Here is a 14,866-nt window from a genome sequence, read left to right on the forward strand (position 1 = left end):
GAGGTACTCATTTTTTAGCATTTGAGCCTCTGTTTCACTCTATGATTCTGCTTTTATTTTCTGTCGAGAGTGATTGACTACTCACACCTTTGTAAAAAACCTACACCTGTCAGACCCCCTAACCCCCTCCCCGCAAGCGAGGAGGGAGAATTAGAGTTTTTGAGAGGTTTTGGCTTGGAGTTTTGATATTGGGTCATTTGCGCTGTTGGCTAATGAATATTTCATCTATTATTTCCAGTCTGATCGCATTCCCAAAATCAAGTTATAGACTGGATTGTTAAAACCGTTGTGCTAACTGTGGACTCCGTCCCTTTAAACCAATCATCAACTTCAGGGCGAATACCTTTAACACTGGAACTCGCTGCATTAACCATAAACCCAAACGCCGCACCGCTACCAAAGGTAGGATTTGGTTAGAAAACATTCTATCTAACAAATCGGTGAACCCTAAAATTGTCAGGTTCTCCAGTTTCCGCCAGCGTTCATAGCGTTTGAGGACTTGAATTTTACCGATATCTTCGCCTTTTTTGTGGGCTGTTTGGATAACTTGGGCGAGGGCGGCTGCATCTCGAATACCCAGGTTTAAGCCTTGTCCGCCGACGGGGTGACAGTTGTGGGCTGCATCACCAACTAACGCCAAGCGGGGAAGGACATAGCGATCGCTTTGCATCAGTTGGACTTGGAAGACAAAGCGATCGCCGAGTAACTCCAATTTACCCATGTGATCACCGTAGCGGCGGCTAAGTTCTGCCAAAAATTGCTCATCATCCAAAGCACACAAAGCCTTTGCTTCTTCGTGGGGGGCTGTCCAGACAATGCGGCAACGATTCCCTGGCAGAGGTAAAATCGCAAACGGGCCACTCGGCCAAAATCTTTCGTAAGCAGTATCGTTGTGGGGTTTTTCTGGTTTGACAAAAGCCACTATACAAGACTGCCAATATTTCCAGCCATGAGTTTTAATTCCCGCCGCTTGGCGAATGGGCGATCGCGATCCATCCGCCGCCACCAGTAATTTACTGCGGACTGTGTATATCTGCTCAGAAATCTTGATATCGATTGCCACTATATCCTGCTGATGCTGCGTGTTCACAACCTCAGCCGGACAAAGATAATTCACATTCGGACATTTCTGGACAAATTCTTGCAATGGCTGTAGCAAAGCTTGGTGTTCCGCGACGTAACCCAACTCTGGCGAACTTCTACCAATATCTGCTGCGTCAAATTCCACCACATCAGGATAGTCAGCATCCGAAAGCCGCACATGACGATATTTGGCGATGTAGGGTAAGATTTTGTCCCACACGCCGATACCTTGGTAAATCAGTGCTGATAACAGATGCACTGCATAAGCTTGGCCTTTGGCTACGGATGCTGATGTTACCTTCGCCTCAATTAGCAAGATATTCAAGCCAGAATCTTTCAAAGCTGCGGCTAGGGTTAACCCAACAATTCCACCGCCGACAATCACCAAATCATAGTCATATCCCCGTTTGTCTGTTGCGGGTTGCTGGGGGGAAATAGTTTGAGTAAACTGCGTTAGCGCCATTGTTAAGAGAAATTAAGCAATCCTAACTATTATTCTTACGCGATCGCCCCCGATAGAGCAAGTTGAAACCTAAATTCTCAATCCTGCCATCAACATCCCTAAGTAATTCATGAATTTTTCTAACTAATTTACTTGGCTTAAATGTCTTAACTGTCTTAACTGTCCGATTCAAGGAGAGTGAAAGTAAATTTATTGTACAAATACTTGCTGGATTAATAAAGTGTTTGTAGTCTAGCGTATGGCAATTTTGGTTACTAAAAAAACATAATTACCATACCCAAAAAGTCTTAATTTAACTTATAAATCATGAGTTAAAGTTTGACATTTTTTGACTGCGCTAAAACTACTTCATAACCTGAAAACAGAATAATGAAACGGCTTGTAATTTGTTGTGATGGAACTTGGCAACAGTTAACGAATGCCTACCCCAGTAATGTCGTGAAACTGGCTCAATCAGTCAAATCAACTGCAAATGACGGAGTTCCACAGATTGTATTTTATGATGAGGGAATTGGTACCGAAAATCAAAAGATTTTAGGTGGAGCAACGGGGTTAGGAATTGATAGAAATATCGAAGATTGCTATCGGTTTCTGGTGCTTAACTATGTTCCTGGTGATGAAATTTATTTATTTGGTTTTAGTCGTGGTGCTTACACAGTCAGAAGTCTAGCGGGAATGATTTATTGTTCAGGTTTGCTAGACCGACCACATGTCACCAAAGCCCATGAAGCTTACGAACTTTATCGAAAACGCAATGTCAAGCCCAAAGATAAAGAAGCTGTAGATTATCGGAACAAATATGGCGATCGCGTTCCGATCACTTTAATTGGTTGTTTTGACACCGTTGGGGCGCTGGGAATTCCTGGGTTAGCCGCCTTCAAAAAATTTCACGACCAACTGAATCAGCGTTACAGATTCCACGACACCACCTTAAACAAAGATATCCAAAATGCACTGCACGCAATGGCCATTGATGAAATTCGGGAAATCTTTGATGTCACCCCCATGAAACCCCATCCTGAAGCCGAAAACCAACGGGTAATTCAAAAATGGTTTCCTGGTGAACATGGTTGCGTTGGAGGTGGAACTGAAGAACATAGCGGCTTATCAGATGCAGCCTTACAGTGGATGATTGATTCAGTGGGTGATTTAGGACTGGGACTGGAATTTGATCCAAACGTCATTCCCACAGGGATCAACCCCAATTATAAATGCGAATTTAAGAATGACCCTGGATTCTTCAAATTAGCAGGAATCAAACTGCGTGATGTCGGTGACGCGATTGAAGAGCTACACGACAGCACAATCAACCGTTTGAAAGTTCGCAAAGACTATCGCCCCAAAAATTTACAAAAGATTATTGCCAAAATCTTAGATTAACTTCCAATTTTGGCATTTTTGATTTTACTTGTAATCAATACAGAGGTAAGTATTATGGCTGGTAAAAGAGACACATCCAGAGATGGTTTAAACAACAAAATTCAAACATTTGTATTAACTAATTTTAAAGGCGTTTGGGGATTACTTCAAAGTAATGAATCTATCAGACGGAAAGTAAATAAAGCATTGCTCAATAGTCTCATCTACAAAATTCCCACTCGTCCCAATCCCTACAGTATGATGACACTAGATAAGCATATTCCTGATACAGATAAAGAGAAAAAAACTGATACTTATACTTCCTGGGAATCACTCAACGATCGCACTTACACAGGTAGACACTTACCACCAGACCCCAAACTCAATACACCAGAAAATCTTCCTAAAGTTGAAGACCTAGCTATTTTATTCCGTAAAAGAGACGGTCAAACCATTTACTCTAGCAAATCAACGATGCTGTTTCCCTATTGGGTACAGTGGTTTACCGATAGTTTCCTCCGCATCGATCATCATAACAAATTAAAAAATACATCCAACCATGAAATTGACTTGTGTAATGTTTATGGTTTAACCAGAAAACAAACACATCTTTTAAGAAGCTTTCAAGGCGGTAAATTCAAAACTCAAAAACTCAAACGCCAAGACGGAGTAGAAGAAGAATACCCCCTATTTTATTATTCTGACCCAGCACAAGGTATAGTAGACCCCCAATTTGCTGGTCTTTATGAACCAATCAATGATGAAAAAAGACAGCCAGCCGATAAAAAACAATATATGTTTGCGATGGGAGTAGAAAGAGCCAATGTTCAAATTGGTTATGTGATGCTCAATGTTCTTTGTCTGCGCGAACACAACCGTATTTGTGATGTTCTAGCTAAGAATTATCCTGATTGGGATGATGAACGTCTCTTCCAAACTGCCAGAAATATTCTCATGGCAATTATTCTCAAAATTATTATGGAAGAGTACATCAACCACATCACTCCTTATCACTTTAAGCTATTTGCTGATCCAGAAGCTTTTACTAAAGAAAGTTGGTATCGTACCAATCACATGGCTATTGAATTTGACTTTGTTTATCGTTGGCATAGTGCAATTCCCGAAAAATTTGTTTGTAACGGTAAACCAACTCATGTTGTCGAAATTCTCTGGAACAATAAAATATTAATTGACCAAGGGTTAGGCTCATTAATGGAAGAAACTTGTTCGCAAGCAGGGACAAGAATTGGTTTATTCAACACGCCTGATATCTTAGTTGAATTAGCTGAATTACCTTCCATCAGACTCGGTAGAGAACTACAATTAGCCAGCTACAACGATTATCGAGAATTGTGTGGTTTCCCCAGAGTCACCAGCTTTGATCAAATTACTGGGGATGAATTTACTCAACAAAAACTCAAAGAATTCTATGGTCATGTTGATAATATTGAGTTCTTTGTAGGACTCTACTCAGAAGATGTGCGACAAAATTCTACGATTCCTCCGTTAGTCGCTAGATTAATTGGGATTGATGCTTTTTCCCAAGCTCTGACTAATCCTTTATTATCACCAAAAATCTTCAATCAAAATACTCTGTCACCTATCGGTTGGGAAATCTATCAAACTACCAACACCGTATCAGATTTAGTGAATCGCAACGTTCCCTCATCAGGTAAAAAGTACAATGTTACTTTTGACCTAAACAAAGCATAGTTGATTTGAGTTTGATTGATAGGAACAATTAGATCCCCGACTTCTTTAAGAAGTCGGGGATCTGAAATTCTCATTGTTTAATTTAATCCTTCTACTTATCTAGCAACTGAAAAATGAAACTATTTACTGAATATCCAGAACAAGAAGAAGCTAAATACTGCGCTCTGATGAGTGAGCTAGTCAAAAAGAATATGGATAATCTGTACAAAGGTGAAAAGCAAAAAATCGCCAAGAGAGACACTCACTCTAAAACCCACGCGGCTGTTCAAGGAACTTTAGAAATTTTTGACTTTGATGAAGCAGCAATTAAACAAGAATTGCGTCAACGTACTGCATTGCCTGAAGCTGAAATTCAAGGAATTTCCCTCAAACAAGGTTTATTTGCTCAAGCAAAACAATATCCGGTGTGGTTAAGATTTGCCAGTGGGGCTTTCTCTGTTAAAAATGATTATGAAGGCGATACACGCTCGATGGCAGTTAAAATTATAGGTGTAGAAGGAGAACGAATACCCCACAGTCATGAGTTACACACCCATGACATTATTGTTCATAATCATGATGTCTTTTTTGTAAGAACTATTAAAGACTTCTACAGCTTTTTTTTGACAATTTATCGAGCCGGGTTATTTCCACTTTTGAGGTTGTTGGTGCTAATTTGGCTCAAGTTACATCCCTACGAAGCTACTCTTTTACAAACAAGTTTCAAACGGTTTCCTAAAAGTTTACTTACAGAACGTTATTGGAGTGCTTCAGCTTATGCTGTGGGACTCAAATCAGATTTTGACCCATCCCAAGTAGGTCGATTTCCTGTAGAATACCCAGCAGTTATTAAATATGGGTTTGTTCCAGTTTCTAGTCAAGCACCTCATCAACTACTACCTCTAGAGTCGAGACCAGAAAGTGAGCTTCAACGTGTCAAAACTTCCGGTGCAGAGGATAATTATTACCGAGAAGATATTATGCAAGCTTTAGCCAAGCCAGATGCAGAATATACTTGGGATTTTCAAATTCAATTTCAAACCAAACCAGAAATGTCTGTTGATGATTCCACCATTGTTTGGAGTGAAGAAGAATCACCCTTTTTTACAATTGGTCGTCTGACAGTTAAACATCAAAAAGTCGATTCTCCCCTAGAAAATAATTTTGGTGAAAATCTCCGGTTTTCGCCAGGAAATGGTTTAGCCGTTCATCGTCCTGTTGGTGCAATTAATCGCTTACGTTCAATTGTGTATCCTATTGTGGCTAATTCCCGTCATACAAAACGCGGAGTCAAGTATCAAGAACCAACAATCGAGACAAAAGTTTAAAACTAGTAATTATAAAAAAAATATCGCTGTTATCCGCAGATAATAGCGACTTTCAACCTGAGTAATTACTTTTCCAGAAAATTGAGAAGATATAAATCTATGTAGAACTGTTATTTGTGAGCTTTGTTGCCAGCAGCAGCAGTAGATTTATTAATTAAATTTGTGGATTGAATACTGTAGCCTCCTATAAAATTTATTTTTAAGAAATGGCTTGTTAGTCTTCTCTAAAATGCAGGTTAAGACGGAAAACATCTTTTAATTTGAGAAGACTAAAGCCTTATCAACCTTGAAGCTAATTACTTAGCGAGAATGGAAATCTCATCAGTAACTTACAAACAAAACTATCGCAAAACAATGTGTCATTATTTTGTTCTGGATATAAATTTTTTGTGTCAAATTGGACAAAAATGACAAATTGTTTACTACCAATTTGCTAGATAGATGCTTAAACAAGACTCACAGCCAATAACTGTTCTGACATATCAAAATTAGATGTGACATTCTGCACATCATCTAAGCTTTCTAGAGTATCAATTAACTTGAGTAGCGATCGCGCCTGATCGGATTCTGTCACCTCGACATTATTACTGGGAATCCAGCGCAATTCAGCATCAGTGACTTTAAAGCCTTTGTCTTTCAGGGTTTTGTTGAGAATTTCTAAATTAGCAACCTCGGTGAATACTTCCGCCGTTTCATCTTCAGTCATTTCATAAGACTCAGCGCCGCCTTCTAAAGATGCTTCTAAAAGCTGGTCTTCATCAACCACACCCTGCACAACACACGCGCCTTTTTGGTCAAACATCCAGCTAACGCAACCAGTCTCACCCAAGTTACCGCCGTTTTTACTAAAAGCCACCCGTAAATCAGCCGCCGTGCGATTGCGATTATCAGTCAAGGCTTCAACTAAAATTGCCACACCACCGGGGCCGTAACCTTCGTAGCGAATTTCTTCCAGGCTATGGTTATCGCCGTTAAATGTACCTGCACCTTTAGCGATCGCTCGTTCTATATTATCATTGGGGATACCCGCCGCCTTTGCCTTTTCAATCGCTGTACGTAGTTGAAAATTCCCCGCCGGGTCTGGTACACCATTTCTCGCCGCCACAATAATAGCCCGCGATAACTGCGTGAAAGTTTTTCCTCTTTTAGCATCCACTACAGCCTTTTGGCGCTTAATATTAGCCCATTTACTATGACCTGCCATAACTTGTAACTATTTCCGCTATCTCCAAAGATTAGGATATACAAGTGAAGTATGAAGTGTGAAGTCTGAAGTATGAAGTATAGAAATTTAACTTTCATTCTTCAAGAGTTGCTATTCCCTGTTAAATTAATGATTCATCTTCTCCAGCGAATTTTGGCACGATTTTTGCGTACTAGTCGCATATTTAGGCGCAGAAAAAAGAAATTGCCACAATATCTTCAGCAATCACTGTTATTACTACTCATAGGCATAATTGCTTTAAGCGGATGTCAAACTCTGCGTTCTAGAGTAGAAGCAGGTAAGGTTACTCATATTACTTTATGGCATGGGGTGAATCCACCACCAAATCGAGATGTCTTACAAAAGTTGGTAGATAAATTTAACCAAACCCATAAAGATATTCAAGTAGAATCTTTATACATTGGGCAACAGGATCAGCAAACACCAAAAATTTTGGCTGCTGTTGTTGGCAATGCACCACCGGATTTATTGTGGTATAACCCAACTATTGCTGGACAATTGGTAGAACTAGGGGCGCTAATTCCTGTAGATGAGATGTTAGCAAATTCCCCAGTCAAAAACGAAATTGACCCAACTCTGTATGCTTCTATGGAATACAAAGGCCAGTTATGGTCGCTTCCTTTTGCTACCAATAACCTGGGCATTTTTTACCGTCCAAGTTTATTTAAAGCGGCGGGAATTACAAAAATTCCGCACAATTGGCAAGAATTTCGCCAAGTTGCCCAAAAATTAACTCGTGATTTTAACAATGACGGCCAGATAGACCAGTATGGAATGTTTCTGCCCTTGGGTAAAAGTGAATTTACAGTTTTTACTTGGTTGCCATTTATGTGGAGTAGTGGTGGTGAGTTGGTGACTGGTGATGCCCAAAATGCCGTAGGTGTGAGATTAACCGAAAATGCCGGAGCGATCGCAGCTTTACAATTTTGGCGTAACTTAATTACAGATGGTTCCACAATGTTATCTGCCCCAGAACGAGGTTATGAAACAGACCCCTTGTTATCTGGAAAAGTCGCAATGCAAATCAATGGCCCTTGGAATTTAGGGCAATTTCAAGCTACTAACGTTGATTTTGGTGTATTTCCCCTACCAGTGAACCAAAAACCTGCTACAAATATTGGCGGTGAAAATCTCTTCTTATTCAAAACCACACCAGAACGTCAAAAAGCAACCTTCAAATTTGCTGAATATGCCATGAGTGCCGATTTTCAAACAGAATTAGCTCTCGGAACAGGTTATTTACCTATTAATTTAAAATCTCGCCAAAGCGCCAAATATCAAGAATTTATCGAGAAAATACCCCAATTAAAAGTCTTTTTAGCACAGGCAGAGTATGGCCGTAGTCGCCCGATTTTTCCTGGTTACAATCGCATTTCCGATAATATCGGACGGGCAGTAGAGGCTGTATTACTGGGTAAACTTTCGCCAACAGAAGCACTTCAAACTAGTCAGCAACGGCTAGATTTAATCTTTAAATAACTCCAAAATCACCATAATCAAGGGAAAAATCTGAGCAGTGACATCTTCCGCTCAGATTTTGTTGGTGCTGTTCTGTGTCACTATTAACTTCAGCCATATTCACCAACTTTATGCAAAGTTGAAAAAATAATCTGTAAATTTACTCAACTGACTCTCACATACCATAAAACTTACGCAATAAGACGAAAAATCAATTACTTACTCAAACCCTCACACCCATTCTCCACAGACAACCTTTGTGCATATTGATATTGACGTTAGTCCTATAAATCAATTATGATTTTAGATTGTCTGTCTTATTCCTGCTCGGATCAGGTAGACACACCACAAAGGCTAACCACAGCGATTCATCAAGTTTAGATATTTCGCTTTCTCTACAAGAGATTTTTGTTAGCTACCTGTACGGCAACTCCAAGGACAATTTAATGACCTACGCAATTATTGAAACTGGCGGTAAACAAGTTAGAGTTGAGCCTGGTCGTTTTTACGACATTGAACTGCTAACTGCCCAACCAGACGAAAAAGTTACAATAAATTCTGTACTACTAGTACAACATGATGGTGGACTCAGCATCGGTCAGCCTCTAGTATCTGGGGCAACTGTAGAAGGAACTGTATTGCGCCATTTCCGAGGTCGCAAAGTCATAGTCTACAAAATGAAGCCGAAGAAGAAAACCCGCAAAAAACGGGGTCATCGCCAAGAAATTACCAGACTGTTAATTAACTCCATTACTCTCGATGGTCAGGTATTTACAGCATCGGAAGCGGCGGCTGTAGCTGATGATTCCCCTGCGGAAACCACTGCTGAATCATAAAAAAATAAACATAACAAGGAAATTATGGCTCATAAGAAAGGAACAGGTAGTACACGCAACGGTCGTGATTCTAATGCCCAGCGTCTAGGTGTCAAACGCTTTGGTGGTCAAGTTGTGCGTGCAGGTAATATTCTTGTACGTCAACGTGGCACAAAATTCCATCCTGGTAACAATGTAGGTATCGGTAGCGATGACACTTTGTTTGCCTTAATTGATGGCGTTGTCACCTTTGAGAGAAAAGGCAAATCTCGCAAAAAAGTTAGCATTTATCCAGTTGCTGCACCCACTGAAGCAGTAGCCAGCTAAATGCTTGCTAATTTGATTCATTAGCCAGAATAGTCGATAAAAAATGAGGGTTGGTTACTTCCACCCTCATTTATTTATCAATGAATGCAGGAGTTAGTATGTGAGATACCGCACCAGATTAAAAATTTGGTGGCTATGATTCAGGAGGAGTCTGAATCCCATAGCTGAATAAAAACCTCCTGACTTGAAAGTGCTGAGTGCTGAGTAAAAATGCTAGTCCCACTTTCATGCTTGGCTATGAAACTTGTTTCATTGGGACTGCCTTCTACCTCCTTCAACGCATAGATGTATATACAGCAAATTCTTCGTGGAGAATTGCACCGCAAGCTATACCTACCAATGAAAATAAGGATGTAATTAAAAAGGCTGACCTGCCATTAAATCCGGCTGTGTAAAAATCAATTTTTGCTAAGATTGCCGCCGCAATAATGAGTAAGGTATCAAGAAAGAGGCGAAACCAAGCAACCATCAGGAAAAATAAAAATGCCCCAAACACGGCAATAAAAAAAGTTTTGATACTCGACTCAAAAAATACACTAGAATAATTAGCCATTGCTAAAAAGGGAATGGCTAAACTTGATAGTAAAACTAATATCCCAACTACGATGACTATCCAAAGAGATAAAGGCATGTGTGCTTCTGATAACACCCAGCCCAGGGTACTATAACTAATCAGTACTAATAATAGTGATGTCCAAGGAAGGTTTTTGAAAATAGACATAAGTTGCTCTCGTTATAAATAAGTAAATTGATGCTTTAAATAAATTTTCCATGACCAAAAACTTCAACTGATGCAGCAGACTGCAAGTCAGTGAACTATATAGTTGAATTGTCAAAGCTAGATAGAAAGCATATTCTTATTCTGACTTCTGAAGTATCATATTCAACTACTCAGTTTTAATATTCGTGCATAAGTGCATAAACACAAAGACCTTTACTCTACCCCATACGGTGTTGCTCATCTGTCTTTTAGCCGACATGATCATACTTGTAGGAGTTGTGATGCTGGTGGGAGTAAAGGCGATCGCTCTCTTCCAGAAAGCTAGGTTAGTTTAAGTATATTTTGACGAGAATGACTTAGACTATATGTTTATCATCCTATTTTTACCAAACGTAATCAATAGGCCGTCCGCACATTCTATAAATTTCCCAAGAATTACAGTACAAACTAGTTAAATATTTTCGTAAACATTTGTAAACTGTTAGCAGCAGAGTAGCAAAGTATCACATCTGATTAAGGAATGGTCATGAAACAACTTGTTGTCGTTGAGCGTGTAAGCCTCATCGGTCATATTGTGTCAATGGTGTTTGGGTTAGTAGGGATATTATTGGTTGTACCCAATGCCGAACTGATTTTGAACTTGTCCGAATTTGGACAAACTGCGATGCAGTGGAGTATGGCTGGTGGTGGTGTAGTTTATATGATTTTGGGTGCAGCAGCTGTATTGTTGTATGCCTCGCGGACATTGGGTGTGGGTCGTGCTGTGGCATTTCTGCTGCCTGCTGTATTAATTTCTTTAACTAGTGAATTATTAGGAACCAGTACAGGCTTTCCTTTTGGTCACTATCAATATTTAAGCGGCTTGGGATATAAAATTGCTGGTTTAGTTCCCTTTACAATTCCCTTATCGTGGTTTTATTTAGGCTGTGTATCTTACTTGTTAGCTCGTGCAGGCTTAGAAGTAGATACAAAACCAAGCTTGTGGCGGCATATTAGCGCAATTGGCTTGGGTTCTTTGCTGCTAACCTCCTGGGATTTTGTGCTTGACCCAGCCATGAGTCAAACTACCTTACCCTTCTGGTATTGGCAACAACCAGGGGCTTTCTTTGGAATGCCTTATCAAAACTTTGCTGGTTGGTTAGGTACTGGCACAGTCTTCATGACAGTAGCAGCCTTATTGTGGAAAAACCAGCCAATTAAATTTGAGCGATCGCAACTAAATCTACCTTTAGTAGTCTACTTAAGTAACTTTGGTTTTGCTACAGTCATGAGCTTGGCTGCTGGTTTCTCTATTCCCGTATTGTTAGGTTTAGTTTTAGGTGTTACCCCCGCAATTACCTTGTGGTGGAAAGCATCAGCAGCAAATAATCAAGTAACCCTTGAACCAGCAACTAAAGAAGTTTCTGTAGCCAGCGTCAAAGTTGCTTTGAAGTAAGAAACTCTTGGCAATAGCCGGGGATAAAAGGGAAATTACTCTCAGTACCTAACCCCCAATTATTGATGAACAACTAGATCCCCGACTTCTTCAAGAAGTCGGGGATCTAAAACTGATTAAGCATAGTTCTTGAGGTTAAAAATATTCCAGTTAATTTACTTACAACCTAAAAATTACCGTTTTTGAGCATATTTAAGAGATTCATAGCTGAAAGTACAGATATTGTGGGAACCGTTCAATTATTATGGTCTATGATTGGCTTACTCCTAACAATGGGTGGCACATTTTTGGAAGCATATAGTATCACCTGGCCTTGGAGTTGGACTCAACATGGAATTCAAACCTTTTCTTTAGGTGTTAGCTTTCAAATTGGTGCCGTATTACTTGTAGGTTGTTTGGGAGGGCAGAATGCTGGGGCGCTCTCACAAATTGCGTACTTAGTTATGGGGTTAACTTTATTGCCTGTATTCTCCGAAGGTGGAGGTTTGGGTTATGTCCGACTGTCCCAGTTTGGCTATCTTTTAGGCTTTATTCCTGGAGCGTGGATTTGTGGATTTCTAGCGTTTAAAGCCAGGCCAAAACTAGAATCTTTGGCATTTAGTTGTATTTGTGGCTTGTTAACCATTCACTTGTGCGGTATTGCTTATTTGACCATGAGTTACTTTTTTCAGTGGCAAGGTACAGAAAATCTCTCCTTAATCCAAGCAATTCTGAAATACTCGTGGTTTGCCGTACCAGGACAATTAGTTGTCATTTGTGCTGTTACCTCAATAGCTTATTTATTACGCCATTTAATGTTTTATTAGTTATTAGTCCATTGTCATTTGTCCTTTGTCAAAAGCTAGTGACTAATGACCAATGAATAATGACGCTGAATTAACTCACTATGAATTTAAAAAATCGCCTGTTTTGGATTGCGGCCTTCACTGCTTTTTTCTTAGATCAACTGACCAAATATTGGATAGTACAAACCTTTAAATTAGGAGATACATTACCACTCATACCTGGAGTATTTCACTTTACTTATGTAACTAATACCGGTGCAGCTTTTAGTCTATTCAGTGGCAAGGTGGAGTGGTTACGCTGGTTATCTTTAGGAGTCAGTTTAGTATTAGTAGCCTTGGGTTTGTTCGGCTCAATGCTCAGTCGTTGGGATCAGTTGGGTTATGGTTTCATTTTAGGCGGGGCGATGGGTAATGGTATTGATCGCTTTGTTTTAGGCTATGTAGTAGATTTTCTAGATTTACGGTTGATTAATTTTGCTGTATTTAATATTGCAGATTCATTTATTAGTATAGGTATTGTTTGTTTGCTGATAGCCTCATTTCAAAAAACACCCACTACCCCCCGCAGAAGGTGATCTTAGTTTCTGGCGAAAGAGCAATCATAAAGACCGTAGGGGAGTAGGGGAGAGCTTGGTGTTATTGACTATCAACCAATGACTCTACTCAACTATGCTGTAAAAATTCTACCTTGGGTAATAAAGGGTCAGTAACCATTGCTACCCCAATAAAACCCCAGCGTTTGAGCAAACTGCTGATTTGGCCTCCAGGGAGAGACTCTACAGCAAAGCGGTTTGCTACCTCTGCTGCATGAGTATTGAGATAGCTTAAAGCATCAAAACTTTCTCGAAACAGTAATATGTAACCTAACTCTTCTGAGTTGGGACGTGCTGTTAAATAACGACCATCTGTTTTGGAACGCACTAGATAATAAACTTCGGAAAGCATATTGACAAAGGACGAATGACCATTGACTAAATTATTTAAGCGTCTAACTTAATTCGAGGATCGGCTACTTTTAACATTAAATCTGCGAGTAAGTTACCGACATTCAACAGCACAGCACTCATCACCAAACTCGCCATAACTAAGTATTGGTCTTTAGCGATAACCGCCTGTAAAGTTAACCTCCCCAAACCTGGCCAGTTAAAGAACTGTTCCGCGATGAATGCACCGCCTAATAAACTGGCTAACTCAAAACCCAGCAAAGTAATTAGGGGGTTAATAGCGTTGCGGAGTGCATGAACGTAAATGACGCGATTTTCTGGCAGTCCTTTGGCGCGGGCTGTTTGAATATAATCTTGACGCAGAACATCTAACAATTCCCCACGGGTAATGCGTTGCAAACCAGCAAAACTGGTGATACTTAAGGCAATTGTGGGTAGAATCATGTGCCAGCCGATATCAATAATTTTACCGAACCAGGATAAATCAGCATGATCAATGCTGGTCATACTACCGACGGGAAATAAAGGCGAGGTAAATTGAGCAAAGATTAATAAGAATAGTGCCGTGATAAAGCTGGGAAAGCCTTGTCCGGCATAACTAATGACTTGTAGGATGCGGTCTGTAGCGCGATTTTGCTTCACCGCCGCAACAATGCCCAAAGGAATAGCGATCGCCCATGTCACAATTAAAGAAGCGATCGCTAATAATAAAGTTGCCGGTACACGCTCCCACAACAGCGAAGCTACAGAACGCTGATAGACAAAACTGGTACCAAAATCTCCTCTAGTAAATATCCGCCATAACCACAATAAATATTGCTCAGGCCAAGACTTATCTAACCCAAACTGTCTTCTAATTTCCTCAATTCGTTCTGGGGAAATTTTGGGATTTTGGCGCAGAGTATCTACATAATCTCCTGGAGACAATTTGATGATGAAAAACGACAGCGCCGATGCCAACAATAATGTAAACAACGCTTGTAATACCCGTTTCACCACATAAATAAAAGTTTCACTCGTAATTAGCCGAATTAGCCAATCTCGACTGGTCTCCAAGGAAATTTTTGTAGCTGTCATTTTTATTTTGTCCTCTGTCCTCTGTCCTTTGTCCTTTGTTCTTTGCCATTAGTCAAATGACTAACGACCAATGAACGCCAGTTGCTACAAGTCGGCGAAGCCGACGACAGTCGCTTTAAGTCGGGAAACCCGCCCATCGCGCTGTCTCTCCAAC

General features: G+C 40.2%; 14 protein-coding genes. 9 read left to right on the plus strand and 5 right to left on the minus strand.

Annotated elements, in window-relative coordinates; all coding sequences use genetic code 11:
* Window positions 1-277: 277 nt before the first annotated feature.
* Window positions 278-1,546, minus strand: coding sequence for an FAD-dependent hydroxylase (locus H6G74_RS13370; RefSeq protein WP_190968135.1), 1,269 nt, complete (start codon window positions 1,544-1,546; stop codon window positions 278-280).
* Window positions 1,547-1,915: 369 nt separating this feature from the next.
* Between H6G74_RS13370 and H6G74_RS13375 the strand changes: the two genes are divergently transcribed.
* The 3 genes from H6G74_RS13375 to H6G74_RS13385 all read left to right on the plus strand — a co-directional run bounded on the left by H6G74_RS13375 (window position 1,916) and on the right by H6G74_RS13385 (window position 5,925).
* A complete protein-coding gene (locus H6G74_RS13375) occupies window positions 1,916-2,926 on the plus strand; it encodes a DUF2235 domain-containing protein (protein ID WP_190968136.1) in 1,011 nt (336 codons plus the stop codon).
* A 54-nt stretch (window positions 2,927-2,980) separates the two neighbouring features.
* A complete protein-coding gene (locus tag H6G74_RS13380; protein ID WP_190968137.1) occupies window positions 2,981-4,618 on the plus strand; it encodes a peroxidase family protein in 1,638 nt (545 codons plus the stop codon).
* A 113-nt stretch (window positions 4,619-4,731) separates the two neighbouring features.
* Window positions 4,732-5,925 carry a catalase gene (locus tag H6G74_RS13385; protein ID WP_190968138.1) on the plus strand — a complete coding sequence of 398 codons (1,194 nt, stop codon included), beginning with the start codon at window positions 4,732-4,734 and terminating at the stop codon, window positions 5,923-5,925.
* A 445-nt stretch (window positions 5,926-6,370) separates the two neighbouring features.
* Here the strand turns inward: H6G74_RS13385 and H6G74_RS13390 are convergent, their stop codons facing one another.
* Window positions 6,371-7,129, minus strand: coding sequence for a YebC/PmpR family DNA-binding transcriptional regulator (locus tag H6G74_RS13390; RefSeq protein WP_190968139.1), 759 nt, complete (start codon window positions 7,127-7,129; stop codon window positions 6,371-6,373).
* 72 nt (window positions 7,130-7,201) lie between these two features.
* Here H6G74_RS13390 and H6G74_RS13395 point away from each other — a divergent pair, with 72 nt between their 5' ends.
* The 3 genes from H6G74_RS13395 to rpmA all read left to right on the plus strand — a co-directional run bounded on the left by H6G74_RS13395 (window position 7,202) and on the right by rpmA (window position 9,750).
* A complete protein-coding gene (locus tag H6G74_RS13395; RefSeq protein WP_390849788.1) occupies window positions 7,202-8,629 on the plus strand; it encodes an ABC transporter substrate-binding protein in 1,428 nt (475 codons plus the stop codon).
* 425 nt (window positions 8,630-9,054) lie between these two features.
* Window positions 9,055-9,444, plus strand: coding sequence for a 50S ribosomal protein L21 (gene rplU, locus H6G74_RS13400; RefSeq protein WP_190968140.1), 390 nt, complete (start codon window positions 9,055-9,057; stop codon window positions 9,442-9,444).
* 24 nt (window positions 9,445-9,468) lie between these two features.
* On the plus strand, window positions 9,469-9,750 hold the full coding sequence (rpmA, locus tag H6G74_RS13405) for a 50S ribosomal protein L27 (RefSeq protein WP_190592671.1): 282 nt from the start codon (window positions 9,469-9,471) through the stop codon (window positions 9,748-9,750).
* Between the two features lie 274 nt (window positions 9,751-10,024).
* Here rpmA and H6G74_RS13410 read toward each other — a convergent pair whose 3' ends face one another.
* A complete protein-coding gene (locus tag H6G74_RS13410; protein WP_190968141.1) occupies window positions 10,025-10,471 on the minus strand; it encodes a hypothetical protein in 447 nt (148 codons plus the stop codon).
* 526 nt (window positions 10,472-10,997) lie between these two features.
* Here H6G74_RS13410 and cruF point away from each other — a divergent pair.
* The 3 genes from cruF (at window position 10,998) to lspA (ending at window position 13,266) form a co-directional block, all read left to right on the plus strand.
* Window positions 10,998-11,906, plus strand: coding sequence for a gamma-carotene 1'-hydroxylase CruF (gene cruF, locus H6G74_RS13415; RefSeq protein ID WP_190968142.1), 909 nt, complete (start codon window positions 10,998-11,000; stop codon window positions 11,904-11,906).
* A gap of 251 nt (window positions 11,907-12,157) precedes the next feature.
* Window positions 12,158-12,712, plus strand: coding sequence for a biotin transporter BioY (locus tag H6G74_RS13420; protein WP_190968226.1), 555 nt, complete (start codon window positions 12,158-12,160; stop codon window positions 12,710-12,712).
* Window positions 12,713-12,792: 80 nt separating this feature from the next.
* Window positions 12,793-13,266 carry a signal peptidase II gene (lspA, locus tag H6G74_RS13425; RefSeq protein WP_190968143.1) on the plus strand — a complete coding sequence of 158 codons (474 nt, stop codon included), beginning with the start codon at window positions 12,793-12,795 and terminating at the stop codon, window positions 13,264-13,266.
* 88 nt (window positions 13,267-13,354) lie between these two features.
* Here lspA and H6G74_RS13430 read toward each other — a convergent pair whose 3' ends face one another.
* Together H6G74_RS13430 and H6G74_RS13435 are read right to left on the minus strand one after the other, a co-directional pair.
* Window positions 13,355-13,636, minus strand: a complete 282-nt coding sequence (locus H6G74_RS13430; protein WP_190968144.1) for a hypothetical protein — start codon at window positions 13,634-13,636, stop codon at window positions 13,355-13,357.
* Window positions 13,637-13,671: 35 nt separating this feature from the next.
* Window positions 13,672-14,712: an ABC transporter permease gene (locus tag H6G74_RS13435; protein WP_190968145.1), complete on the minus strand. Its 1,041-nt coding sequence runs from the start codon at window positions 14,710-14,712 to the stop codon at window positions 13,672-13,674.
* Between the last annotated feature and the right edge of the window lie 154 nt (window positions 14,713-14,866).

This window comes from Nostoc spongiaeforme FACHB-130 (genome assembly GCF_014698475.1).
GTDB classification, from domain to species: domain Bacteria; phylum Cyanobacteriota; class Cyanobacteriia; order Cyanobacteriales; family Nostocaceae; genus Nostoc_B; species Nostoc_B spongiaeforme.

What these genes read in the sequence shown, in the direction of transcription:
- H6G74_RS13370 (WP_190968135.1), bottom strand. Translation starts at nt 1,546, where the DNA reads ATGGCGCTAACGCAGTTTACTCAAACTATTTCCCCCCAGCAACCCGCA.
- rpmA (WP_190592671.1), top strand. Translation starts at nt 9,469, where the DNA reads ATGGCTCATAAGAAAGGAACAGGTAGTACACGCAACGGTCGTGATTCT.
- H6G74_RS13380 (WP_190968137.1), top strand. Translation starts at nt 2,981, where the DNA reads ATGGCTGGTAAAAGAGACACATCCAGAGATGGTTTAAACAACAAAATT.
- H6G74_RS13410 (WP_190968141.1), bottom strand. Translation starts at nt 10,471, where the DNA reads ATGTCTATTTTCAAAAACCTTCCTTGGACATCACTATTATTAGTACTG.
- H6G74_RS13395 (WP_390849788.1), top strand. Translation starts at nt 7,202, where the DNA reads ATGAAGTATAGAAATTTAACTTTCATTCTTCAAGAGTTGCTATTCCCT.
- rplU (WP_190968140.1), top strand. Translation starts at nt 9,055, where the DNA reads ATGACCTACGCAATTATTGAAACTGGCGGTAAACAAGTTAGAGTTGAG.
- H6G74_RS13430 (WP_190968144.1), bottom strand. Translation starts at nt 13,636, where the DNA reads ATGCTTTCCGAAGTTTATTATCTAGTGCGTTCCAAAACAGATGGTCGT.
- H6G74_RS13385 (WP_190968138.1), top strand. Translation starts at nt 4,732, where the DNA reads ATGAAACTATTTACTGAATATCCAGAACAAGAAGAAGCTAAATACTGC.
- H6G74_RS13435 (WP_190968145.1), bottom strand. Translation starts at nt 14,712, where the DNA reads ATGACAGCTACAAAAATTTCCTTGGAGACCAGTCGAGATTGGCTAATT.
- H6G74_RS13390 (WP_190968139.1), bottom strand. Translation starts at nt 7,129, where the DNA reads ATGGCAGGTCATAGTAAATGGGCTAATATTAAGCGCCAAAAGGCTGTA.
- H6G74_RS13375 (WP_190968136.1), top strand. Translation starts at nt 1,916, where the DNA reads ATGAAACGGCTTGTAATTTGTTGTGATGGAACTTGGCAACAGTTAACG.
- cruF (WP_190968142.1), top strand. Translation starts at nt 10,998, where the DNA reads ATGAAACAACTTGTTGTCGTTGAGCGTGTAAGCCTCATCGGTCATATT.
- lspA (WP_190968143.1), top strand. Translation starts at nt 12,793, where the DNA reads ATGAATTTAAAAAATCGCCTGTTTTGGATTGCGGCCTTCACTGCTTTT.
- H6G74_RS13420 (WP_190968226.1), top strand. Translation starts at nt 12,158, where the DNA reads ATGATTGGCTTACTCCTAACAATGGGTGGCACATTTTTGGAAGCATAT.